The 22,312-nt window shown below is 66.1% G+C and carries 21 protein-coding genes; 13 read left to right on the top strand and 8 right to left on the bottom strand.

What is annotated here, in order from left to right; all coding sequences use genetic code 11:
* The first annotated feature begins 26 nt into the window (after positions 1–26).
* The 7 genes from IT549_RS12950 to IT549_RS12920 all read left to right on the top strand — a co-directional run bounded on the left by IT549_RS12950 (position 27) and on the right by IT549_RS12920 (position 6,610).
* Entirely contained in the window at positions 27–1,067 is a 1,041-nt protein-coding gene (locus tag IT549_RS12950; RefSeq protein WP_292973829.1) for a DUF475 domain-containing protein, read from the top strand.
* Positions 1,068–1,125: 58 nt separating this feature from the next.
* Entirely contained in the window at positions 1,126–1,704 is a 579-nt protein-coding gene (locus IT549_RS12945) for a TerD family protein (protein WP_292973827.1), read from the top strand.
* Between the two features lie 27 nt (positions 1,705–1,731).
* Positions 1,732–2,316 (top strand): TerD family protein, encoded by a 585-nt coding sequence (locus IT549_RS12940; RefSeq protein ID WP_292973825.1) that lies wholly within the window; start codon positions 1,732–1,734, stop codon positions 2,314–2,316.
* 19 nt (positions 2,317–2,335) lie between these two features.
* Positions 2,336–3,550 carry a trypsin-like peptidase domain-containing protein gene (locus tag IT549_RS12935; protein WP_292973823.1) on the top strand — a complete coding sequence of 405 codons (1,215 nt, stop codon included), beginning with the start codon at positions 2,336–2,338 and terminating at the stop codon, positions 3,548–3,550.
* Positions 3,551–3,618: 68 nt separating this feature from the next.
* The gene (locus IT549_RS12930) at positions 3,619–4,788 is read left to right on the top strand and encodes a phosphoribosyltransferase domain-containing protein (RefSeq protein WP_292973821.1); all 1,170 of its coding nucleotides are present in this window, start codon (positions 3,619–3,621) and stop codon (positions 4,786–4,788) included.
* Positions 4,788–5,546, top strand: coding sequence for a hypothetical protein (locus IT549_RS12925; protein WP_292973819.1), 759 nt, complete (start codon positions 4,788–4,790; stop codon positions 5,544–5,546). Before IT549_RS12930 ends, IT549_RS12925 begins: the two co-directional genes overlap by 1 nt.
* The gene (locus tag IT549_RS12920) at positions 5,543–6,610 is read left to right on the top strand and encodes a cysteine protease StiP domain-containing protein (RefSeq protein ID WP_292973817.1); all 1,068 of its coding nucleotides are present in this window, start codon (positions 5,543–5,545) and stop codon (positions 6,608–6,610) included. Before IT549_RS12925 ends, IT549_RS12920 begins: the two co-directional genes overlap by 4 nt.
* Here IT549_RS12920 and IT549_RS12915 read toward each other — a convergent pair.
* Genes IT549_RS12915 through IT549_RS12900 form a run of 4 tightly spaced genes read right to left on the bottom strand, consistent with a single transcriptional unit; the run spans position 6,607 to position 11,498 of the window.
* Positions 6,607–6,915 carry a metalloregulator ArsR/SmtB family transcription factor gene (locus IT549_RS12915; RefSeq protein ID WP_292973815.1) on the bottom strand — a complete coding sequence of 103 codons (309 nt, stop codon included), beginning with the start codon at positions 6,913–6,915 and terminating at the stop codon, positions 6,607–6,609. The genes IT549_RS12920 and IT549_RS12915 overlap by 4 nt on opposite strands.
* Complete coding sequence (locus IT549_RS12910; protein WP_292973813.1) at positions 6,912–10,124, bottom strand: efflux RND transporter permease subunit; 3,213 nt, start codon at positions 10,122–10,124, stop codon at positions 6,912–6,914. Before IT549_RS12910 ends, IT549_RS12915 begins: the two co-directional genes overlap by 4 nt.
* A complete protein-coding gene (locus tag IT549_RS12905; RefSeq protein WP_292973811.1) occupies positions 10,121–11,146 on the bottom strand; it encodes an efflux RND transporter periplasmic adaptor subunit in 1,026 nt (341 codons plus the stop codon). The genes IT549_RS12910 and IT549_RS12905 overlap by 4 nt, the downstream gene beginning before the upstream one ends.
* A gap of 16 nt (positions 11,147–11,162) precedes the next feature.
* On the bottom strand, positions 11,163–11,498 hold the full coding sequence (locus IT549_RS12900) for a rhodanese-like domain-containing protein (RefSeq protein WP_292973809.1): 336 nt from the start codon (positions 11,496–11,498) through the stop codon (positions 11,163–11,165).
* A 154-nt stretch (positions 11,499–11,652) separates the two neighbouring features.
* Here IT549_RS12900 and IT549_RS12895 point away from each other — a divergent pair, with 154 nt between their 5' ends.
* The 6 genes from IT549_RS12895 to IT549_RS12870 all read left to right on the top strand — a co-directional run bounded on the left by IT549_RS12895 (position 11,653) and on the right by IT549_RS12870 (position 16,922).
* Entirely contained in the window at positions 11,653–12,933 is a 1,281-nt protein-coding gene (locus IT549_RS12895) for an FAD/NAD(P)-binding oxidoreductase (protein ID WP_292973807.1), read from the top strand.
* Positions 12,934–12,945: 12 nt separating this feature from the next.
* The gene (locus IT549_RS12890) at positions 12,946–13,149 is read left to right on the top strand and encodes a DUF2892 domain-containing protein (protein WP_292973805.1); all 204 of its coding nucleotides are present in this window, start codon (positions 12,946–12,948) and stop codon (positions 13,147–13,149) included.
* Positions 13,150–13,252: 103 nt separating this feature from the next.
* Positions 13,253–14,176, top strand: a complete 924-nt coding sequence (locus IT549_RS12885) for an MBL fold metallo-hydrolase (RefSeq protein WP_292973803.1) — start codon at positions 13,253–13,255, stop codon at positions 14,174–14,176.
* Positions 14,173–14,958, top strand: coding sequence for a sulfite exporter TauE/SafE family protein (locus tag IT549_RS12880; RefSeq protein ID WP_292973801.1), 786 nt, complete (start codon positions 14,173–14,175; stop codon positions 14,956–14,958). Before IT549_RS12885 ends, IT549_RS12880 begins: the two co-directional genes overlap by 4 nt.
* Positions 14,959–15,063: 105 nt before the next feature.
* On the top strand, positions 15,064–16,749 hold the full coding sequence (locus IT549_RS12875) for a class I adenylate-forming enzyme family protein (RefSeq protein WP_292974071.1): 1,686 nt from the start codon (positions 15,064–15,066) through the stop codon (positions 16,747–16,749).
* 41 nt (positions 16,750–16,790) lie between these two features.
* Complete coding sequence (locus IT549_RS12870; protein WP_292973799.1) at positions 16,791–16,922, top strand: hypothetical protein; 132 nt, start codon at positions 16,791–16,793, stop codon at positions 16,920–16,922.
* On the opposite strand, the gene IT549_RS12865 is transcribed toward IT549_RS12870, so the two are convergent.
* From IT549_RS12865 to IT549_RS12850, 4 genes are all read right to left on the bottom strand, one after another.
* Positions 16,911–17,654, bottom strand: a complete 744-nt coding sequence (locus IT549_RS12865; RefSeq protein WP_292973797.1) for a sulfite exporter TauE/SafE family protein — start codon at positions 17,652–17,654, stop codon at positions 16,911–16,913. The genes IT549_RS12870 and IT549_RS12865 overlap by 12 nt on opposite strands.
* A 135-nt stretch (positions 17,655–17,789) precedes the next feature.
* Entirely contained in the window at positions 17,790–19,793 is a 2,004-nt protein-coding gene (gene thrS, locus IT549_RS12860) for a threonine--tRNA ligase (protein ID WP_292973795.1), read from the bottom strand.
* A 379-nt stretch (positions 19,794–20,172) separates the two neighbouring features.
* The gene (locus IT549_RS12855) at positions 20,173–20,499 is read right to left on the bottom strand and encodes a GIY-YIG nuclease family protein (RefSeq protein ID WP_292973793.1); all 327 of its coding nucleotides are present in this window, start codon (positions 20,497–20,499) and stop codon (positions 20,173–20,175) included.
* 109 nt (positions 20,500–20,608) lie between these two features.
* Positions 20,609–22,252 (bottom strand): alkaline phosphatase D family protein, encoded by a 1,644-nt coding sequence (locus IT549_RS12850; protein ID WP_292973791.1) that lies wholly within the window; start codon positions 22,250–22,252, stop codon positions 20,609–20,611.
* Positions 22,253–22,312: the final 60 nt, after the last annotated feature.

The following is a 22,312-nucleotide window of genomic DNA, read 5'->3' as shown; positions in this document are numbered from 1 at the left end:
GCCAAGCAATCAAGGGGGAATTGAGCATGATGAAGTATTTCCGGGGCAGCATGCTGTTCACGGTGGCCGGCCTGGGCGTGGGCGCCTGGCTGGGTTACATGAACGGCGGCACCATGGGCGCGGCGCTGGCCACGATGTGGATCTGTCTGGTGCTGAGCGTGCTGGAAGTTTCGCTTTCCTTCGACAACGCGGTGGTCAACGCCACCGTGCTCAAGGACATGGATCCGGTCTGGCAGCGGCGCTTTCTGACCTGGGGGATCCTGATCGCGGTGTTCGGCATGCGGATCATCTTCCCGCTGCTGATCGTCGCGATCGCCGCCAGCCTGGGACCAATCGAGGCGCTGCGGCTGGCGATCGAGGAACCGCTGCGCTACCAGCACATCATCGAAGGCGCACACGCCGGGATCATGGGCTTTGGCGGGGCCTTCCTGTTGCTGGTCGGCCTCAAGTTCTTCTTCGATTCCGAAAAGGAGCATGACTGGATCGGCCTGATCGAGCGCCCGCTGAAGAAGTTCGCGGACCTTGAAGCGTTCGAGATCATCCTGACGATCATGATCCTCTACTTCATTTCGAACCAGGTGGCCGATCCCGCCGAGGGGCGGACCTTCCTGGTGTCGGGCCTGATGGGGATTGCCACCTTCTTCGCGGTCGAATGGATCGGCAACGTGCTGGAAGCACCCGATGCCGCCGATGGCGTGCAGCGCGCCGGGCTGGGGGCGTTCCTCTATCTAGAAGTGCTCGACGCTTCGTTCAGCTTCGATGGGGTGATCGGGGCCTTTGCGCTGTCGAACAACCTGTTCGTGATCGCGGTCGGCCTGGGGATCGGGGCCATGTTCGTCCGGTCGCTGACGATCTTCCTGGTCGATAAGGGCACCCTGGCCGAATACCGCTATCTTGAGCATGGCGCATTCTGGGCGATCATTGCCCTGGCGATGATCATGCTGACCAGCTTGATGTTCCACATTCCCGAAACGGTCACCGGGCTGATCGGTGCGGCGCTGATCGGCCTGTCGCTGATGTCCTCGATCAAGCACAACCGGGCCGAAGCGGCAGCGGGCGACAACTGACTTTTTGCAATAACCGGCCCGGGCCAGTGGCCCGGACCCCAGCAGATGGAGTGAGACAATGAGTGTCAGTCTTTCAAAGGGCGGAAACGTTAGCCTGTCCAAGGAAGCACCGGGTCTTTCGAAGATCCTGATCGGACTGGGCTGGGACGTGCGTTCGACCGATGGCGCTGCGTTCGATCTGGATGCATCGTGCTTCCTGCTTAACGAAGGCGGCAAGGTGCGTTCGGACGGGGATTTCATCTTCTACAACAACCTGCGTTCGTCCGAAGGGTCGGTCGAGCACACCGGCGATAACCTGACCGGCGAAGGCGACGGCGATGACGAGGCGATCAAGGTCGATCTGAACGCGGTGCCCGCCGAAATCAGCAAGATCGCGGTGGCGGTGACGATCCACGATGCCGATGCGCGTCGCCAGAACTTCGGTTCGGTCAGCAACGCCTTCGTGCGGATCGTCGATGCCAGCAACGGCAACGAGATCACCCGCTATGACCTGACCGAGGATTCCTCGGTCGAAACCGCGATGATCTTTGGCGAGGTCTATCGCCACGGCGGCGAATGGAAATTCCGCGCGGTCGGACAGGGTTTTGCCGGCGGACTGGGCCCGCTGGCGCGCAATTTCGGCGTCAACATCGGCTGATCGGCCGGGCGCCCAAGGAGACATACGATGGCAGTTTCACTTACCAAGGGTGGCAATGTCAGCCTGACCAAGCAGGCCCCCGGGCTTAGCGCGGTCTTTGTCGGGCTGGGTTGGGATACCCGGGTTACCGATGGCGCGGCGTTCGATCTGGATGCTTCGGCTTTCCTGCTGGGCGCAGGCGGCAAGGTGCGCTCAGACGCCGATTTCATCTTCTACAACCAGCCGCAGTCGGCCGATGGCTCGGTGGTCCACAAGGGTGACAACCTGACCGGCGTGGGAGAAGGCGACGACGAGGTTGTTGCGGTCTCGCTGGCGCAGCTGCCTGCCGATGTCGAACGGATCGCCTTTACCGTGACGATCCACGAGGCTGACCAGCGCCGCCAGAACTTCGGGATGGTCCAGCGCGCCTTCATCCGCGTGGTCAACCAGTCGGACGGGACCGAACTGGCCCGCTATGATCTGTCGGAAGATGCCTCGGTCGAAACCGCGATGATCTTTGGCGAACTCTACCGCGATCCGAACGAGGCCGGCGGGTTCAAGTTCAAGGCGCGCGGCGAAGGCTTTGCCGGCGGGCTCGGCGCGCTGGCCGGCTCGATGGGCGTCAACATCTGATCGCCCGGCGGCCCGGACAATGACCAATCTGGTTGCGGGCCAACGGCTCAAGCTGGCCGCGCCGCAGCTGCGCTTCTCGCTCGAATGCGGGAACGCGGGGCTGCTGGCGGCGCGCTTTTCGCTGGTGGTGCTGTTTCTGGCCGGGGAACGGGCCAGTTCGGTCGAACCGGCCTATGCGCTGGGGCCGGGCAAGGATTCGCATCCCTTCGTCAGGTTTGACGCCGGTTTCACCACCGACGTTGCGCTCGACCGGCTCCCGCCCGAAGTTACCCGGGTCCAGGCCATTGCCTATGTTGCGGGCGGCCCGGGCACCGGCGCGGCCTTCATGGACCTGACCTGGGTCGAGGCGAAAGGCGATACCCCGGCCGATCCCTACAGCTTCCGGATCGATCTGGCCAATTGCGGCAACGCCACGCTGCACTTGATCGATGCCTATCGCCACGATGGCGGCTGGCGGCTGATGGCCAATGGCCAGGGCTTTACCGGCGGGCTGGGGGTGATCGGATCGCGGATCGGCGCGCATATCGACAGCAATCACGGCCTGCCTGATCCGCCGCGCTCCAGCGGCGGCTATGAGGATCCGGGCCGCAGCGGCCCGCGCCCGACACCGGGTTCCACGGCATCGGGCAGCGGCTTCGTGATCGCCCCCAACCACGTGCTGACCAATCACCACGTGATCGAGGACGCGCAGACGATCGAGGTCACCAACGAACGGCGATCGACCCCCGGCCGCGTGGTCTTTTCCGATCCGCACAACGATCTGGCGCTGGTCGAAATCGATACCCGGTTTGACCAGCTGGCCGCCTTCCGCGAAGGGATCGAGCTGCACCTGGGCGAAGACGTGGTGCTGGTTGGCTTCCCCTTGCAGAACCTCCTTGGTCAGGGGCCGCAGGTGACCGCCGGCAATGTCTCGGGCCTGTGCGGGTTCGGCAACAATGCCGCAGTCATGCAATATACCGCGCCCACCGCCAGCGGCGCATCGGGCGGGCCGATCCTCGATTCGACCGGGCTGGTGATCGGCGTGGTCCGCGCCGGGCTGGCGCATGACCAGATCCGCAGTGCCGGTTCGGCTTCGGAAAATATCAACTTCGGGGTGAAGGGCTCGGTCGCCCGGGCTTTTCTTGACGCCGCAGGTATTACCCCGCGCGTCGCGCACCCTGGACAAAGCCGGTCGCGCGCCGATATTGCCCGCGAGGCGCGCCAGTTCGCAACCTGTCTCAAGATCGGGTTCTGATTTCCCGCGAAATCGGCTATGGCATTGGCCGATAGGCGAACTCCCTCCCCCCACGTCAGGAGCAATAGTTGGAAAACGCACCCGCGTTTGACTTTACGACCGGTGCCGGAGCGCGCAGCCGCGTGGTCAGCCTGCCCAACGGCGCGCTGCACCTTGAATGGCGCGAGCGCGATTGGCCGCTGGACCGGCTATGCGCCTTCGCCGCGCGCGAGAACCGGCGGCGCGGGTTCCTGATCGTCTCGCGCGTGCTGGGCCGCCACATTCCGGCCCGCCCGGCCGAAATGCGCGCCGCCAGCAATGCTCTGGCGCGGCAATTGCCGGCCGACCTGCCCGAACCGGTGCTGGTAATGGGCATGGCCGAAACCGCGATCGCGCTGGGCCAGTCGGTGCATCAGGCCTGGTGCCAGGACAGCGGGCGCCGCGATGCGCTCTATCTCCATTCGACCCGCCAGCTGATCGGGCGCGAACCGATCGTGCGCTTTGAAGAGCCGCACAGTCATGCCTCATCGCACCTGATCTATGCCCCCGACTGCCCCGAATGGCCGCACCGGCTGGAGGATGTGCAAAGCCTGGTGCTGGTCGATGACGAGGTCACCACCGGCAACACCTTCGTCAACCTGGCGGCCCGACTGGCGCCGCTGCTGCCGCAGCTCAAGCGGATCGAGATCGCGGTGCTGACCGACTGGACCGGCGGAGACGGCTTCCTGGCCGCGATGCCGGCCCCGGCACGGGTCCACTCGCTGCTGGCCGGAACGCTCGCCTGGAAGGGTGAGGGGGATGAGAATGCCGCGGTCGAGCCCTGCACCGGGCGGCTCGGCACGCTGGATCAGCGCACCAATTTCGGCCGGCTCGGCACGCTGGGATTGCGGGCCGATCACGCGGCCCTGCTGGCCCAGTTCGCCCCCGATCACGGCGATCCGCTGCATGTGGTCGGCACTGGCGAGCTGCTCTATCCGGCTTTCCTGCTGGCCGAAGCGCTGGAGGCGGACGGACACGATGTGCTGGTTCAGGCCACCACCCGCAGCCCGGCCCGGGTCGGCGGGGCGATCTGTTCGGTGCTGCGCCTGGCCGACAACTACCAGACCGGCGTTCCCAACTTCCTTTACAACACCGGCAGCACCGGACGGCGGCTGCGGATCGTCTGCCACGAAACCCCGGCGGACTCGCTCGATCCGGCGCTGCTGCGCGATGGGGATCGAACGATTGATTTCGGGGCTGGCCACGTCGGGGTTGGGTAATGGTTCACGCGATTGCTCTGGTCGATCTGGATGACACCCTGTTCCAGACCCGCCGCAAATGCCCCGCAGACGTAAGCGAAGTCGACCTGACCGTGATGGCCTATGACCGCGAAGGTCAGCCCGCCAGCTTTGCCACGCCGCGCCAGCTGGCCTGGATCGAGTGGCTGCGCCGGGGCACCGTGCTGGTCCCGGTGACCGGCCGCAGCGTGGACGCGCTGCGCCGGGTCGATCTGGCCTTCGATCATGCAATCGCCGCCCATGGCGGGGTGGTGCTGCGCCCGGGCGGGCTGGTCTGTCCGGTCTGGCAGAACCGGATCGGGCAGGCTGCTGAAGCTGTCAGGGGTGATCTTGAAGCGCTCACTGCCGGTTTTGACAGGCAGGCCCAGGCCGCCGGGGCCGACGTGCGGGTGCGGATCATCGCAGAGGCGGACACGCCGCTCTATGTGGTTGCCAAGCACCGCGATCCGGCGCGCGAGGAAGAACTGCACGCCCTGGCGGAGCTTGTTCGTCCGGCGGTTCCGTCCGGCTGGACGGTGCACGTCAACGGCAACAATGTCGCCTACCTGCCCCCGCACCTGGGCAAGCGTCAGGCGGTCGAACACCTGCTGGGTGAACTGCGCGCCGCGCATCCCGCCTTGCCGGTGATCGGGCTGGGTGACAGCGTGACCGACGCGCCGTTCCTGGCGCTGTGCGATTTCGCGATGATTCCCGGCCAGTCGCAACTGGCCGAACGCGCCTTTCAGGGACTGCTGGCGTGAGCGGATTTTCGGGCAGTTACGATCCTGCCGACGTCACCTTTCTGCTGACCCCGCTCGACCTGCCGGTGATGACCGTGGCCGAAAAGGAAGCACTGCTGCGCGCCGGGCAGCGGCACTATTCCGAAGTGCTTTCGGCCGAAGCACCGCCCAGCGAGGCCTATCTGGCCGCTTACCGTGCGGCGCTGGCCGCCAATGGCGCCAGACTGGCCGGACATATCAAGGCACTGGCGGCGGCGCTGGCGCAGCGGACCTGTTCGCCCGCCGGACTGGCGCTGACCTCGTTCGCGCGGGCCGGGACGCCGGTCGGCGTGCTGCTGCGGCGCGAACTGGCGCGGCTGAGCGTGGCCGTCACCCACTATTCGGTTTCGATCGTGCGCGATCGCGGGATCGATCCGGCGGCGCTCGAACATGTGCTGGCGCGCCATGCGCCCGGCGATGTGGTGTTTCTGGATGGCTGGACCGGCAAGGGCACCATTTCGCGCGAACTGCGCGGCTCGCCCGATCTGCTGCGGCTGGGGGTGGAGCCATTTCTGGTGGTGGTGGCCGATCCGGGCGGACAGGCCGAACTGGCCGCGACGGGCGAGGATTACCTGATCCCTTCGGGCATCCTCAACGGGATCGTTTCGGGGCTGGTCAGCCGCTCGGCCATCGTGCCCGAACTGCGGCCCGGCCAGTTCCATGCCTGCCGCGTGCTGCACGAACTGGCCGGGCAGGACCTGAGCCGGTCCTTTGTCGATCAGATCGATGCTCTGGTGGAGGCACTGCCGCCAGCGGCGCCAGCCGTCTGGACCCCGGACGAACGCGCGGCGCGCGGCCGGGCCTGCACGCGGCTGGTCGAACGGATGCTGGCCGAACACGCGCTGAGCGATGTCAACCGGATCAAGCCTGGGCTGGCCGAAGCAACCCGCGCGGTGCTGCGCCGCCAACCGCGCGCCCTGCTGGTGTCCGGGCCGCAGGACGATGGCGCGCTTGATCATCTGCTGCTGCTGTGCGGCGAACGGTCCGTACCGGTGACCCGGGTGGACGACCTTGAAGGTTACTGCGCGGTCGCGATTCTGGATTAGCAGCTGTCGCCGCAGATATCGCACAGCGCGTGGATGATCGCGCGGACCTGCGGATCGCGCAGGCTGTAATAGCGGGTCTGCGCCTCGCCGCGCGTGCCGACCACGCCTTCGTCGCGTAGCAGGGCCAGATGCTGTGAAACCGCCGACTGCGACAGCCCGGTCAGTTCGACCAGTTCGGTGACCGAGGTTTCGCCCTCGTCCATCCGGCACAGCATCAGCAGGCGTTCGGGATGGCTCATCAGCTTGAGCCGCCCGGCCATGATCCCGGCGTTGCTTTTCAGTTCGGTCAGGTCGGTGGGCTTCATGCTGCATCCTCACCTAAGGGTTTCCCGTCGTCGCGCAAGACAATGTAAATCGCGGGGATTACCAGCACGGTCAGCGCGGTTGATGATGCCAGGCCGAACAGCAGCGAGATCGCCAGCCCCTGAAAGATCGGATCGGTCAGGATCACCGCCGCGCCGATCATCGCTGCTGCGGCGGTCAGCACGATCGGCTTGAAGCGGATCATCCCGGCTTCCAGCAGGGTTTCGCGCAGCGACTTGTCAGGGCTGCGGGCGTGGCGGATGAAATCGACCAGCAGGATCGAATTGCGCACGATGATCCCGGCCAGGGCGATGAAGCCGATCATGCTGGTGGCGGTGAACGGCGCCTGCAGCAGCATATGCCCCAGCACGATCCCGACCAGGGTCAGCGGGATCGGGGTCAGGATCACCAGCGGCAGCTGGAAGCTTCTGAACTGGCCCACCACCAGCACATAGATGCCCAGCAGGGCGACCATGAAGGCGGCGCCCATATCGCGGAAGGTGACCCAGGTGATTTCCCATTCACCGTCCCACAGCACGGCGGGCTTGCTTTCATCGACCGGCTGGCCGTTGAGCAGCACTTCGGGTTTGGTCAGGCCGGCCTTGGCCCAGTCGAATTCCTCGATCGCATCGTCAACCGCCAGCAGGCCATAGATCGGCGCTTCATAGCGCCCGGCCAAATCGGCCATGACCATCGTTGCCCCGCGTCCGTCGCGGCGGAACATGCTTTGCCCGCCGGGGACCATTTCGGCGCGGACCAGTTCGCCCAGCGGGATCAGCTGACCGCCCGGCGCCACCGCAACCGGGGTGGCGGCCAGCGAGGCCGACCACGACCGCTGGGCCTGCGCCAGCCCCAGCTCGATCGGCAGCGGATCACGCTCACCATCGCGGGGGGCATAGCCAACGGTCTGATTGCCCAGCAGCGCGCCGATCGAATCGAACAGCTGGCGTTCGGACAGGCCGTACTGGTCAAGCTTGGCCCGGTCGGGCACCAGCCGCAGCGTCGGGCGGGGCACGCCATAGCTGTTGTCAGTATCGACGATGTAGGGGACCGAGCGGAACAGCTTCTCGACTTGCTCTGCGGTCTTGCGGCGGGTGGCTTCGTCGGGGCCATAGACTTCGGCCAGCAGGGTCGCCAGCACCGGCGGGCCGGGCGGGGTTTCGACCACCTTGATCGAGGCGCCGGTGGGCAGCGACACCGCCTTGGCAAGCCGATTGCGAAGCTCCACTGCGATATCGTGGCTGGCGCGGCTACGGTCGCCCTTGGGGGCCAGGGTGACCATCAGGTCGCCCATTTCGGGCCTGGCGCGCAGGAAGTAGTGCCGCACCAGCCCGTTGAAATTGAACGGGGCCGAGGTGCCGGCATAGGCTTCCATCGCGGTCACCTCGGGCAATTGCCGGGCAACCGCGGCGGCCTGTTCGAGCACGCGGCTGGTCATTTCCAGGCTGGTCCCTTCGGGCATGTCGATCACCAGCTGGACTTCGCTCTTGTTGTCAAAGGGCAGCAGCTTCACTGTCACCGCCTTGAAGTAGAACATCGACATCGAAACCAGCGTTGCCACCCCGACCCCGATCAGGAAGCGCTTGGCGCTCTGCGGGGTGGCGATCACCTTGCTGGCATAGTGTTTGTAAAGCGCGCCCAGCTTGCCGCCGTGTTCGTCATGCCCGTGGGCCAGCGCGTTCTTCGCAAAGCGGATCATCAGCCAGGGGGCGATGATCACCGCGACGAAGAACGAAAAGATCATCGCGGCCGAGGCATTGATCGGGATCGGCGCCATATAGGGACCCATCAGGCCCGAAACGAACAGCATCGGCAGCAAGGCCGCGACCACGGTGAGCGTGGCGACAATCGTGGGGTTGCCCACTTCGGCCACCGCTTCCACCGCGGCATCAATCCGCGAACGGCCATCGTTCATCGCCCAGTGGCGGGCGATATTCTCGATCATCACGATCGCGTCATCGACCAGGATCCCGATCGAGAAGATCAGCGCGAACAGGCTGACGCGGTTGATCGTAAAGCCCATCACCTTGCTGGCGAACATGGTCAGCATGATCGTGGTCGGGATGACGATCGCGGTCACCCCGGCTTCGCGCCAGCCGATCGCAAAGCCGATCAGCACCACGATCGAAATCGTCGCCAGCGCCAGGTGGAAGATCAACTCGTTGGCCTTCTCGTTCGCGCTCTCGCCATAGTTGCGGCTTACCGCCACTTCGACGCTGCTGGGGATCAAGGTGCCCTTCAGCACCGCGAGCCGCTCGGTCACGTGCTCCGATACGGTCACCGCATTGGCCCCGGCGCGCTTGGCGATCGCCAGGCTGACCGCGGGGGTCATGGCCCAGCCGGCCTGCCCGTCTTTCGCCCAGCGCCAGGCGCGGGCCTGGTCCTCGCTGCTGGCCTGTTCGACAGTGGCAACGTCCTTCAGCAGGACCTGCGCCCCGGTGACCGAACGCACGGTCAGCTGGCCCAGTTCCTGCGCGCTTTTCAGCGTCTGCCCGGCGCTGACCACGATCGCCTGGCCCTGTTCGCGCACGGTTCCGGCGGGGAAGGCGCGGTTGGCCTGGCTGACCGCTTCGATCACATTGCCCAGCGGCACGCGGTAAGCGGCAAGGCGGCCCGGATCGGGCACCACGCGCAGCGCCTCGCGCTGGCCGCCGGTGATGAAGGAGAGGCCCACGTCATCGACCTTGGCCATTTCGGTGCGCAGCTTGCCCGCCAGTTCGAACAAGGCCTGGTCGTTCCATTGGCCCGGCGCGCCCGGTCTGGGGGTCAGCGTCAGCACCACGATCGGCACGTCGCTGATCCCGCGCACGGTCACCTGCGGCGGGGGGATCCCCACCGGAATGCGGTCCTTGTTGGCCTCGATCTTCTCGTTGATCCGGATCGAGGCGTCTTCGGGATTGGAGCCGACCAGGAACCGCGCGGTGACCATCACCCCGTTATCCTCGGCCTGCGTATAGACATGCTCAACTCCGTCCACGCTCTTGACGATCGTCTCCAGCGGCTTGGCCACCAGTTCGACCGCCTCGGGCGCGGAGAGGCCCGGCGCGGCCACCCGGATATCGACCATCGGCACCGAGATCTGCGGTTCTTCCTCGCGCGGGATGGTGATCGTCGCGATCAGTCCGACGATCACCGCCGCCAGCAGGAACAGCGGGGTCAGCGGCGACTGGATCGTCGCGCGGGTGATCTTGCCGGAAATGCCCAGGTTCATCGCGGCTGGCCCGCGATCAGGGTGTCGCCGGCAGCCACGCCCGAGAGCAGCTCGATCTTGCCCGGCTCACCCGCCGGGGCAACCTGCACCGGCACCTGGGTGGCGCTGCCATCCCTGGCCAGCACGGTGACATAGTCGATGCCATAGCGGTTGGTGACGAACCTGACCGGCACCAGCAGTCCGCTGCGCGCGCCGGTTTCGATCCGCGCGGCCATCCGCCGCCCGATCAGACTGTTGTCGATTCCCGGCATGTCGACATCGACCGTCAGCTGGCCCGCCACCACCGAGGGATAGACCTTGACCGCGCGGCCTTCGACCGCCGTGCCGCCGAACCCGCTGGTCGAAACCCGCGATCCGGGGTGGATCTGCGGGGCCAGCGATTCCGGCACCGAAAGCCGCAGGATGGTGGGCCCGGAAGTGATCACCGCCACCACCACGCCCGGCGCGACCGGGGCCCCGGCCGGCACATCGGCGCGCAGCACCCGTCCGCTCGACGGGGCGATCACCGCACCTTGCCCGGCGACTGCACCCACGGCCGATTGCTGGGCCTGCGCCGCGCGCACCTGGGCGCGGGCGGTATCGACGCCAGCCTGCGCCTGATCGAGCCGGGCCTTGGCATAGACGCCCTTGTCGTACAGGTATTTGACCCGCTTGAAATCGGCCTCGGCCTGGGCGACCTGCGCCTGCGCAGCGGCGGCCTGCGCGCCATAGGCCCCGGCCTGATAGCCCAGCTGGCTGTCAACGATCCGCCCGATCACCTGGCCCTGGCGGACCATATCGCCTTCGCGCACGCTGATCGCGGTCAGGATGCCGGGAATCCGGGCGAGCACCTGGGCTTCCTTCAGTGTCGCGATCTCGGCTGAAACGTCCTGCCACTGCACCGCCTGGCTGGGCTGCAGCACCAGCCGTTCACCGGCGGGTGCGGCCGCGCTCTTGCCGGGCGCTTCCTCGCCGCCGCAACCGGCCAAGGGCAGGGCCAGCGCCAGCGCCAGCCCGGTCAGGATCGTTCCCCCGCTACGCATCGTCCAAATTTCCCCTTCAGATTGCGACCGGCAGGCCGGCCGCGCGCCAGGCGCCGAAGCCGCCCGCGAGGTGCGTGTCGATCTCGGCCCGGGCTGCTGCGCATTTGTCGAGCGCCATGGCCGAGCGCCGCCCGGCGGCGCAGTTCAGGATCAGCGTCTTGTCGCCTGGATCGGGCAATTGGCTGGCGCGAAACACCGAAAGCGGCACGTTGATCGCGCCCGGGATATGCCCGGCGGCGAATTCGTCCGCCTCGCGCACATCGACCACCAGGGCGCGGCCCTGCTGGATCATCGAATCGAGCTGGCGCGGGGTCAGTTCGCGGTGCTGCTTTCTGCCGAAACCGAAAATCATCGTGAAATTCCTTGCTTGAGACCGTGCGGTCTCTGATTCATATTTCCACTTGCTAATATGCTATAACGCTCATATTAGTCAAGAGCGATATACGAAATCGAGTCGGACCAATCGGGTCGCACCACGCACAGGCCGGCATAAAGGGAGCAGGCAGATGGCATTGCCAAAAATCATCGTTCTGGGGGCAGGACTGGGCGGCACGATCGCCGCTTACGAAATTCGCGACGCGGTCAAGGGCAAGGCCGAAGTCATGGTGGTCAACGACGCGGACGATTACTGGTTCGTGCCGTCGAACCCGTGGGTCGCGGTCAAGTGGCGCGAACCCGATGCGATCAGGGTCCACCTGCCGCCGGTGATGGCGAAGAAGGGGATCGGCTTCACCTCGGTCGGCGCCAAGCGGGTCCATCCGGGCGAAAACCGGATCGAGCTGAACGACGGCACCTCGCTTGCCTATGACTACCTGGTGATCGCCACCGGACCCGACCTGGCCTTTGACGAGGTCGAAGGGCTGGGCCCCCAGGGCTTCACCTCATCGGTCTGCCGAACCGATCATGCCGCCGATGCCGCCGACGTGTTCGAACGGCTGGCCAAGGATCCCAAGCCGGTGGTGATCGGCGCCGCACAGGGCGCCTCGTGCTATGGCCCGGCCTACGAATTCGCGATGATCGTCGATACCGAGCTCAAGCGCCGCAAGATCCGCGATCGTGTGCCGATTACCTTCATCACCGCCGAGCCCTATATCGGGCACCTTGGCCTTGACGGGGTGGGCGATACCAAGGGTCTGCTCGAAAGCACGATGCGCGATCGCTATATCAAATGGATCACCAACGCCCGCATCGCCAAGGTTGAGGACGGGCTGATGCACGTCGAGGAAGTGAACGAGGACGGCAGCGTCAAGGCGGTGCACGATCTGCCGTTCGGCTTCTCGATGATCCTGCCGGCGTTCCGGGGCGTCCCTGCGGTCTACGGGATCGAGGGGCTGACCAATCCGCGCGGGTTCATCCTGGCCGACAAGCACCAGCGCAATCCGACCTTCCCCAATGTCTTCTCGCTGGGGGTCTGCGTGGCGATCCCGCCGGTCGGCAAGACCCCGGTACCCGTCGGCGTGCCCAAGACCGGGTTCATGATCGAATCGATGGTCACCGCGATCGCTGCGAACCTCAAGCTGATCCTGGCCGGCAAGGAACCGACCGAGGAAGCGACCTGGAACGCGGTCTGCCTGGCCGACTTCGGCGATGGCGGGGTGGCCTTCGTGGCCCAGCCGCAGATCCCGCCGCGCAACCTCAACTGGTCGAGCGAGGGCAAATGGGTCCACCTGGCCAAGATCGGGTTCGAGAAATACTTCCTCCACAAGATCCGCCGCGGCACCAGCGAGCCGTTCTACGAAAAGCTCGCGCTGCACGCGCTGGGCATCCGCAAGCTGCGCTTCAAATAGGGAACCTTTGCCATGACGCTCGATTCCGCCGTTTTCCGCTTTGCCGGCGTGGTGGTGCTGGCCAGCCTGGCGCTGGCGCACTGGGTCCACCCGGGCTTCCTGTGGCTGACCGCCTTTGCCGGGCTGAACATGTTCCAGGCCAGCTTCACCGGGTTCTGCCCGGCGGCATCGGTGTTCAGGAAGCTGGGCGTGCGGCCCGGCGCATCCTTCAAGTGATCACTTTCAGGTAGCCGCCCCCCGGCTATCTGGATAACGTCCTGCGTCGCCTCTCTCCCCCAAATCAGTTGGGCGGCGCAGGGCACCCTTTTCAGGTGTGAGCATGACCGACACAGCGCTGGAAACCGCCATCTCCCAGATCCAGGCCGCTCGCGCAGCGGGACCTTTGCCGGTGGTCCGGACGTTCTTTGACGAACCAACCTTTACCGCGACCCACGTGGTTCACGATCCCGAAAGCGGCCGCGCGGCGGTGATTGATCCGGTGCTCGATTTCGACCAGCCCTCAGGCCGGACCTCAACCGCATCGGCGCAAGGGCTGGTCGATTACGTCAGGGCCGAAGGACTGACGGTTGATTGGCTGCTGGAAACCCACGCCCATGCCGATCACCTTTCGGCGGCACCGTTCCTCAAGGCCGAACTGGGCGGCACGATGGCGATCGGTGCGGCGATCACCACGGTCCAGCAAACCTTCGCCAAGGTGTTCAACGAACCGGCCAGCTTTGCGCAGGACGGTTCGCAGTTCGACCGGCTGATGCAGGATGGTGAGCGGTTCGATCTGGGCGGCCTGCCGGCCACGGTGCTGCACGTACCCGGTCACACCCCGGCCTGCCTGGCCTTTGCGATCGGTGATGCGGTGTTCGTGGGCGATACCCTGTTCATGCCCGACTATGGCACCGCGCGCTGCGACTTTCCGGGCGGTGATGCGCGCCAGCTTTACCGGTCGATCCACCGCCTGCTGGCGCTGCCGGGTGAGACGCGGCTGTTCCTGTGCCACGATTACAAGGCGCCGGGGCGCGAAGACTATGTCTGGGAAACCACCGTTGCGGCGCAGCGTGCGGACAATGTCCACGTCCATGACGGGATCGGCGAAGATGCCTTCGTGGCGATGCGCGAAGCCCGTGACGCAACGCTGGCCATGCCGCGGCTGATCCTGCCGTCGGTCCAGGTCAACATTCGCGCCGGGCATTTTCCCGAACCCGAAGCCAACGGCGTCAGTTACCTGAAACTGCCGCTCAACCTGCTGTGATCGAAACCGCCCAATATATCCTTGCCGCGCTGTCGGGCGTGGCGGTGGGGTTCACCCTGGGGCTGGTCGGGGGTGGCGGCTCGATCCTGGCGGTGCCGCTGATGGTCTATGTGGTGGGGGTGAAAAGCCCGCACGTGGCGATCGGCACTAGCGCTCTCGCCGTGGCGGCCAATGCCCTGGCGGGGCTGGTCAACCATGCCCGCGCCGGCAACGTCAACTGGCGCTGCGGCGGGGCCTATGCGCTGGCCGGGGTGGCCGGGGCCTTTGCCGGGTCGAGCCTGGGCAAGGCCTTCGACGGGCAGAAGCTGCTGTTCCTGTTCGCCTTGCTGATGCTGGTGGTGGCCGCCGTGATGTTCCGCGGGCGCGGCGATCAGGGCGTCGAAGGGGTGGTCTGCAACCGCGACAACTTTCCCAAGGTTGCCAGTTTCGGGTTCGGTACCGGGGTGCTTTCAGGCTTCTTCGGGATCGGCGGCGGGTTCCTGATCGTGCCCGGACTGATCGCCTCAACCTCGATGACGATCTACCGCGCGATCGGCACCTCGCTGGTTGCGGTCAGCGCTTTTGGCCTTACCACCGCGCTCAACTATGCCTTGTCGGGCCTGCTCGACTGGGCGCTGGCTGGCAGCTTCATTGCCGGGGGTGTGCTGGGCAGCGTGGCCGGCACATCGGTGTCGCGGCGCCTTTCGGCCAGCAAGGGGCGGCTCAATATGGTCTTCGCGACGATGATCGTGCTGGTCGCGGTCTATATGCTGGTGAAGAGCTGGCAGGCCATTGCCGCTTGATAGGCGGATGCTTTGCGTTAGGCTGGACCCCGCAGCCCCCTGAACGGGGCAAGGGAGGATAGCTGGGTGTCATTGGGAATCGATCTGCCGGCCGGCTGGCCCGCGATGTCGCTGGGTCAGGCGCAGGACCTGCTCTGCGCACCGGGCATGCCGTTCGAAACCGAACTGGTCGAAGTGCGCGGCGTGCCGACGCGGGTGTGGAAGAACGCGCTGCCCAGTCTGGCCGCGCTGGTCGCGCAGGGGCGCAGCCACGGGCAGGCGACGTTCCTGGTCTATGAGGATGAACGTGTCAGCTATGACGCCTGGCACCGCGCGGTGGCAGCCATGGCGGCGCACCTGCAGGCGCTGGGGGTAGTGAAGGGTGACCGCGTGGCGCTGGCCATGCGCAACCTGCCCGAATGGCCGGTGGTGTTCTATGCCGCAGTCTCGATCGGGGCGATCTGCGTGCCGCTCAACGCCTGGTGGACCGGGGCGGAGCTGGTCTATGGCCTCAACAATTCGGGTGCCAGGGTGCTGGTCTGCGATGGTGAGCGGCTGGAGCGGATCCTGCCGCACCGGGCTGAATTGCCCGCGCTGGAACAGGTCATCGCCTCGCGGCTCGATGCGCCAGTGCAAGGCGTGGCGCGGCTGGAGGATGTGATCGGCGTGTCGGCGGCCTGGGCCTCGCTGCCCGATGCCGAACTGCCCGTGGTGGAACTGCACGCCGATGATCCGGCGACGATCCTCTACACCTCGGGCACCACCGGCAATCCCAAGGGGGCGCTGGGCACGCACCGCAATTTCCTCTCGAACATCCTCTCCAGCGGCTTTGTTGCCGCGCGCGGCATCCTGCGCCGGGGTGAGCCGCTGCCCGCACCGGCGAAGAAGGTGATGCTTACCGTCATCCCGCTGTTCCATGCCACCGCCTGCAGCGCGACGATGATGGGCGCGGTCGCGGGCGGGCACACCATCGTGCTGATGTACAAGTGGGACCCGGTGAAGGCCTTTGGCATTATCGAGCGCGAAAAGGTCAACGCCACCGGCGGGGTGCCGACGATCGCCTGGCAGCTGATCGAACACCCCGAGCGTGAGAACTATGACCTCTCAAGCATCGAGAGCATCGGTTATGGCGGCGCGCCGTCCGCGCCCGAACTGGTGCGCAAGATCTATGAAACCTTCGGCGCGATGCCCGGCAACGGCTGGGGGATGACCGAGACCACCGCCACCGTCACCACCCATTCGGGCGAGGACTACATCAACCGCCCGACCAGCGCCGGGCCGCCGGTCGCCACCGCCGATCTGGAGATCCGGGGCGAGGACGGGGTGACCGTGCTGCCGCCGGGCGAGATCGGCGAGCTGTGGGCGCGCGGGCCGATGATCGTGGCGGGATACTGGCAGAACCCCGAAGCCAGCGCCGCGACCTTTGTCGATGGCTGGGTCCGCACCGGCGATCTGGCCCGGATCGACGAGGAAGGCTTCCTGTTCATCGCCGACCGGGCCAAGGACATGGTGATCCGCGGCGGCGAGAATATCTATTCGACCGAGGTCGAGAACGCGCTTTACGAGCATCCGGCGGTAACCGACGCGGCGGTGGTGGGGATTCCGCACCGCGTGCTGGGCGAGGAGCCGGCGGCGGTGGTCCACCTGGGCGCCGGGCTGGAGGCGAGCGAGGAAGAGCTGCAACAGTTCTGCAGGACCCGGATCGCCGCGTTCAAGGTGCCGGTGAAGATCCTGTTCCACGCCGAAGGCCTGCCGCGCAATGCCAACGGCAAGATCCTCAAGAAAGACCTCAAGGCGCTTTTCGAAGACTGACCTTTACCGGATGGTAAGGCCGCCGCGCGATAGTGTGCGGCATGTCAAAAGTGATCGCCCTGATCATCGCCCGTCCGCTGGTCACTCCGGCCGAGTTGGTGCGCGGATCGCTGGTGATTGCCTGCGCGCTGGCGCTGATCCTGGCCGGTCCGTTCTGGCCCTCAGGCCTGTAACAGCTTCAGCAGCGCGGCCAGCGCCGAAAGCCCCAGCACGCCGCCGGTGAAACTGCGCCAGGCGGTATCGCTGATCTTGCCGAAGGCGCGGGTGCCCAGCCAGTTGCCCAGCAGCACCGCCGGAAACAGCACCGCGGCAAAGGCCGGCTCGCGCACCGTCGCCACCCCCAGCGCAAAGGCTGAGATTACCCCGGCCAGCGAGGTGGCCAGGAAGATCGTCATCATCGATGCCCGGGCCAGCTCGGGCGCGATTTCGCGGCGCAGGTAATAGGGCACCACCGGCGGCCCCGGCATCCCGGCAAAGCCGGTCAGGATCCCGGACAGCAGGCCGGTCCCGCCGGTTTCGGGCAGGCTGGGGGAATAGTGCGCCGGCTTCTTGGGCAGCAGCACCAGCAGGAACGATCCGAACGCGATCAGTGCGATCAGCAGCCGCGCCAGCGCCGGATCGGCACGGGCCAGCAGCCAGACCCCCAGCGGCGTTGCCAGGACCGCCACCGCCGAGATCTGGAACGCGGTCTTCTCGCTGGCATGGAGGATCTTCCTGAGGCCGACCAGCCCGATCAGCAGCCCCAGCCAGTTCGCCACCACCACCGCTTCACGCGGAGGGATCGCCAGGCCCAGCACCGGCACCAGCAGGATCGCCATGCCGAACCCGGCCAGCCCGCGCACAAAAGCCGCACCCAGCGCCGCGGCAATTGCTGCGGCGATCTGGATTTCGGTAAGGCCTAGCATGGCATTCCTCCCCGGCACGGGGAGGTGGCGCGCGCGCAGCGCGCGACGGAGGGGACTATCGGCCTAGCGCTGCGGGTGGCGGAGAGTCCCCACCACCCCCGCTTCGCGGCGGTCCCCCTCCCCTGAAGGGGAGGATTAGGCACGCAGGTCCGGCGGCGTCGCTTCGCCCTTCAGGAAGGCAATCGCTTCGGCCAGCGGCATCACCTTCTGGTGCTCGGCCCCCAACGTGCGCAGCGCCACGGTGCCTTCCTCGGCCTCGCGCTTGCCCACCACCAGCAGGTGCGGGACCTTCTTGAGGCTGTGGTCGCGGACCTTGTAGTTGATCTTCTCGTTGCGGGTGTCGGTTTCGACCCGCACCCCGGCCGCTTCCAGCTGCGCCGCGACTTCGGCGGCATAGGGATCGGCTTCTGAAACGATCGTCGCGACCACCGCCTGAACCGGGGCGAGCCAGACCGGCAGCTTGCCGGCATAGTGCTCGATCATGATCCCGATGAAGCGTTCGAAGGTGCCCAGGATCGCGCGGTGCAGCATCACCGGGCGGTGGCGCTCGCCATCCTCGCCGATGTAGCTGGCGTCGAGCCGCTCGGGCTGGACCGTATCGGTCTGCAAGGTGCCGCACTGCCAGGTCCGCCCGATCGCGTCGGTCAGGTGGAATTCCAGCTTGGGGGCATAGAAGGCGCCTTCGCCGGGCAGTTCTTCCCAGCCGAATTCCGCCGTGTTGCGCCCGGTCGCGGCCACCGCATCGCGCAGGCTCGCTTCCGACCAGTCCCACATCTCCTCGCTGCCGAAGCGCTTTTCGGGGCGCAGCGCCAGCTTGATCGCATAGTCGGGGAAGCCCAGATCGCGGTAGATCAGATCAAGCAGATCGCAGAACTTCTTGACCTCATCGACCAGCTGGTCCTGCCGCACGAAGATATGCGCGTCGTCCTGGGTGAACTGACGCACCCGCATGATCCCGTGCAGCGCACCGTGCGCCTCGTTGCGGTGGCAGCAGCCAAACTCGGCCATGCGGATCGGCAGGTCGCGATAGCTCTTGATCCCCTGCTTGAAGATCAGCACGTGCGCCGGGCAGTTCATCGGCTTGAGCGCCATCCAGTCGGCCTCGCCCGAAATGACCGGACCCTCGTCCTCGGTGTTGGGTACCTCGTCGGGGATCACGAACATGTTTTCGCGGTACTTGCCCCAGTGGCCGCTCTTCTCCCACTGGCGCGCGTCCATCACCTGCGGGGTCTTGACCTCGACATAGCCCGCGCCGTCCAGCCGGCGGCGCATATAGGCTTCCAGCGTCCGCCAGATCAGGTAGCCCTTGGGATGCCAGAACACGCTGCCATGCGCTTCAGCCTGCAGGTGGAACAGGTCCATTTCCTGCCCCAGCTTGCGGTGATCGCGCTTGGCCGCTTCTTCCAGCCGGTGCAGGTGCGCGTCGAGCTGCTTCTTGTTGAGCCAGCCGGTGCCATAGATCCGGGTCAGCTGCGCATTCTTCTGGTCGCCGCGCCAATAGGCGCCGGCCACCCGCATCAGCTTGAAGGCTGCCGGATCGAGCTTGCCGGTGCTGGGCAGGTGCGGCCCGCGGCACATGTCGAGCCAGTCATCGCCCGACCAATAGACCGTCAGCTCCTCGCCTTCGGGCAGTTCCTGGGCCCATTCGGCCTTGAACCGTTCGCCCTCGCTCGACCACTTGTCGATCAGCTGCTGGCGGGTCCAGACCTCGCGGCGCAGCGGCTTGTCGGCCTTGATGATCGCGCGCATCGCCTCTTCGATCGCCGGCAGGTCGTCCATCGAGAACGGCTCGCGGCCCTCGGGCGCCATCACATCGTAATAGAACCCGTCATCGGTCGCCGGGCCGAAGGTGATCTGCGTGCCGGGGAACAGCGTCTGGACCGCTTCGGCCAGCACGTGGGCATAGTCGTGCCGGGCCAGTTCCAGCGCATCCGCCTCGTCACGGGCAGTGACCAGCGCCAGGCTGGCGTCGGCCGTGAAAGGCCGGGTCAGATCCACCAGCTCGCCATCGATCCGCGCGGCCAGCGCCGCCTTGGCCAGACCCGGGCCGATCGCCAGGGCGACGTCCGCAGGGGTGGATCCGGCGGGCATTTCGCGGGACGAACCATCGGGCAGGCTGATCTTCAACATCTCGGACATGCGTCACTCTCGTCTTGCTTGCCGGGCGCCATGGCACAAGGCGGGGCGCTCCGAAAGGGGCGGCGTTTGTTTCAGCAGGTTCGAGAGGAAAACGCCAACCGCCCGAACCCGTTACCGGCCCGGGAGCGGCGGCGCGCTTTCGCCTAGGCGAAAGTGGCCAGCCCCGGGTGCGCCGGGGTGGTGGTAGTAGTCTGCAAGGCGTTGCGCTGCGTCATCGGGAGGGTGAATAGCAGGGAGAGGTTAAGGAAGCAATTGGGGGTGAGGTGAGTGGCTCCATGAAAAAGCCAAGCCCCGTGTCAAGCACGGGGCGACGGGATAGTTTGTTCCCAAGCCCAGCCACCAAACCCAGTCGTCGCCCCGTGCTTGACACGGGGCTTGGCTACTTTTCAACGCCAGGATCGGGCACTCCGCCATCTGGATACCACTGGTCCCACAGGTCCAGCCAATCGGGGTTATCGGCTTCGATCAGTGCGAATTTCCATTCCCGGCGCCACTTCTTGACGAGCTTTTCTCGTGCAATGGCCGGTTCGATCTCTTCGTGGCGTTCGGCATAGACCAGCCGCGTCTTGGAAAAATCCGTTACATGGATCGAACCCTTGCCCTCGCGATGCTGCCACACGCGGCGGATCAAGTCAGAGGTGACGCCGACATACATTCCGCCGCGATAGCGGTTCGTCATGATGTAGACCCAGCCGCCTTTTTCCATCCGGGCCTTATGCCAAACGGGAGGCCGCGAGGAAAGCCAAGCCCCGTGTCAAGCACGGGGCGACGGTTTGTTTTTGGGGCCGTTCTGGATCTTTCGGGATTGGGACAGCCTAAACCGAAAACTTCCTCTGCCCTGCCAGCACCGTCATCCGCTTCACGCCCGCCAGCGCCGTGCCCTTCTGCCGCACAGAGGCCATGAAGCGCCATTCGCTGGTCGCGGCTGCGGGGGTCAGTTCAACCGCCATGTAGCCGCGCTGCGCGGTGTCGCACCATTGCAGCTGGCGGTTGCGCTCGACCGTTGCCCGCGCCATTTCATCCGGCTTCAGCCAGCGGATCGAGCTTTCGGCACCCGGCGAAGTAACCGAATGCCCGGCCATCTCGACCCCTGCGCGCTCGTCATGGTGATCAAGGTCGAAAGCCCAGGCATTGTGGGTATCGCCGGTCAGCACCAGCAGTTCGGCATCGGCGGCCAGCGCACTGTCCAGCAGGCGGCGGCGCGCGGCCGGATAGCCGTCCCAGGCATCCATGTTGAGCGGCACGCCGACATGCCCGGCGGCGATCCCCGATTGCATCCGCTGCTTCAGCCAGTCGGCGCTGTTGGCGGGCATGCCGGCGATCAGCTTGTCGCTCATCGCCAGTTCGCCCATCACCACCTGCTGCGCCAGCACCTGCCAGCGCTTTCCGGCGCGCTTCGATGCCTTCAGGCCGCCCGCCAGCCACGCTTCCTGCTTCGCGCCCAGCAGGGTGCGGTCTTCCGCCCGCCAGGCCCCATCGCGGAACGCGGCGAACGCGGCCTCGGCCTGCCCGGGCGCGGCGCCCTTGAACACGCTCATCAGATCAAGCGGCTCACTGCGCGCGAGGTGCCGGGTTTCCAGCCGGAACATGGTGGCCAGCTGGCCAATTTCATACTGCGCGTAATAGTCGTCCGATACCGGCAGCCATTCGCGATAGGCCTTTTCCGCCGCCGCCTTGCGAAGCGCCCAGTCGCCTTCATCCGGCTGATGGTTCTCGGCCCCGCCGTGCCAGGTGTCGTTGGCCAGTTCGTGATCGTCCCAGACCGAAACCATCGGCAGCAGCTGGTGCAGGCGCTGCAAATCAGGATCGGCGCGGTACAGGCGAAAACGGTCGCGATATCCCTCCAGCGTGACCGCTTCCCTGACCGGAGCTTCACGCCCGGTGACGACCTGTTTGGCGCTGGGATAGTCGCCGCGCTCATATTCATAGAAATAGTCGCCCAGATGCACGGCAAGGTCGAACCCGCCGCTTTCGATCGCATGGGCATAGGCGTTGAAGTGGCCGAAGCCGTAGTTGGAGCATGAAAATACCGCCAGCCTGAAGCTGGGCACCTTGCCCACCGGCAGGGTGCGGGTGCGCCCGGTTACCGATCGGCTGCCATCCTTCGCGATGAAGCGATAGTGATACCAGCTGCCCGGCTTCAGCCCCTTGGCCCAGGCCTTGGCGCAGCCATCGTTGGCAGGGGAAGCCATGGCATCACCCTGGGCGACGATCCGGGCAAACCGCTCGTCGCTGGCCACTTCCCACCGCAGCGTTTCGTCCTGGTCACTGACATAGCGGGTCCACAGCAGTACCTGGCTGGCCCCGGGTTCACCGCTGGCGACGCCGTGGGTGAAACCCTTGCTGCCTTGCGCCAGCAGCGGCGAACCACACCCCGCCAGCCCCAGCATGGCCAGCTTCAGTGCATCGCGGCGGCTGGTTCGCGCCAGCGGCGCGGGATCGGGCGGAGGCAGGTCCATGGTGTTCTCCCTGATGGGCTGGTGCGCCGAGACTAGCGGGCTTTTGTGACGGAGCAATGA

The organism is Novosphingobium sp., from assembly GCF_020852455.1.
GTDB lineage: Bacteria > Pseudomonadota > Alphaproteobacteria > Sphingomonadales > Sphingomonadaceae > Novosphingobium.
Note: the sequence above shows the minus strand (reverse complement) of the source record. Positions and strands in the feature narration are given on the sequence as shown.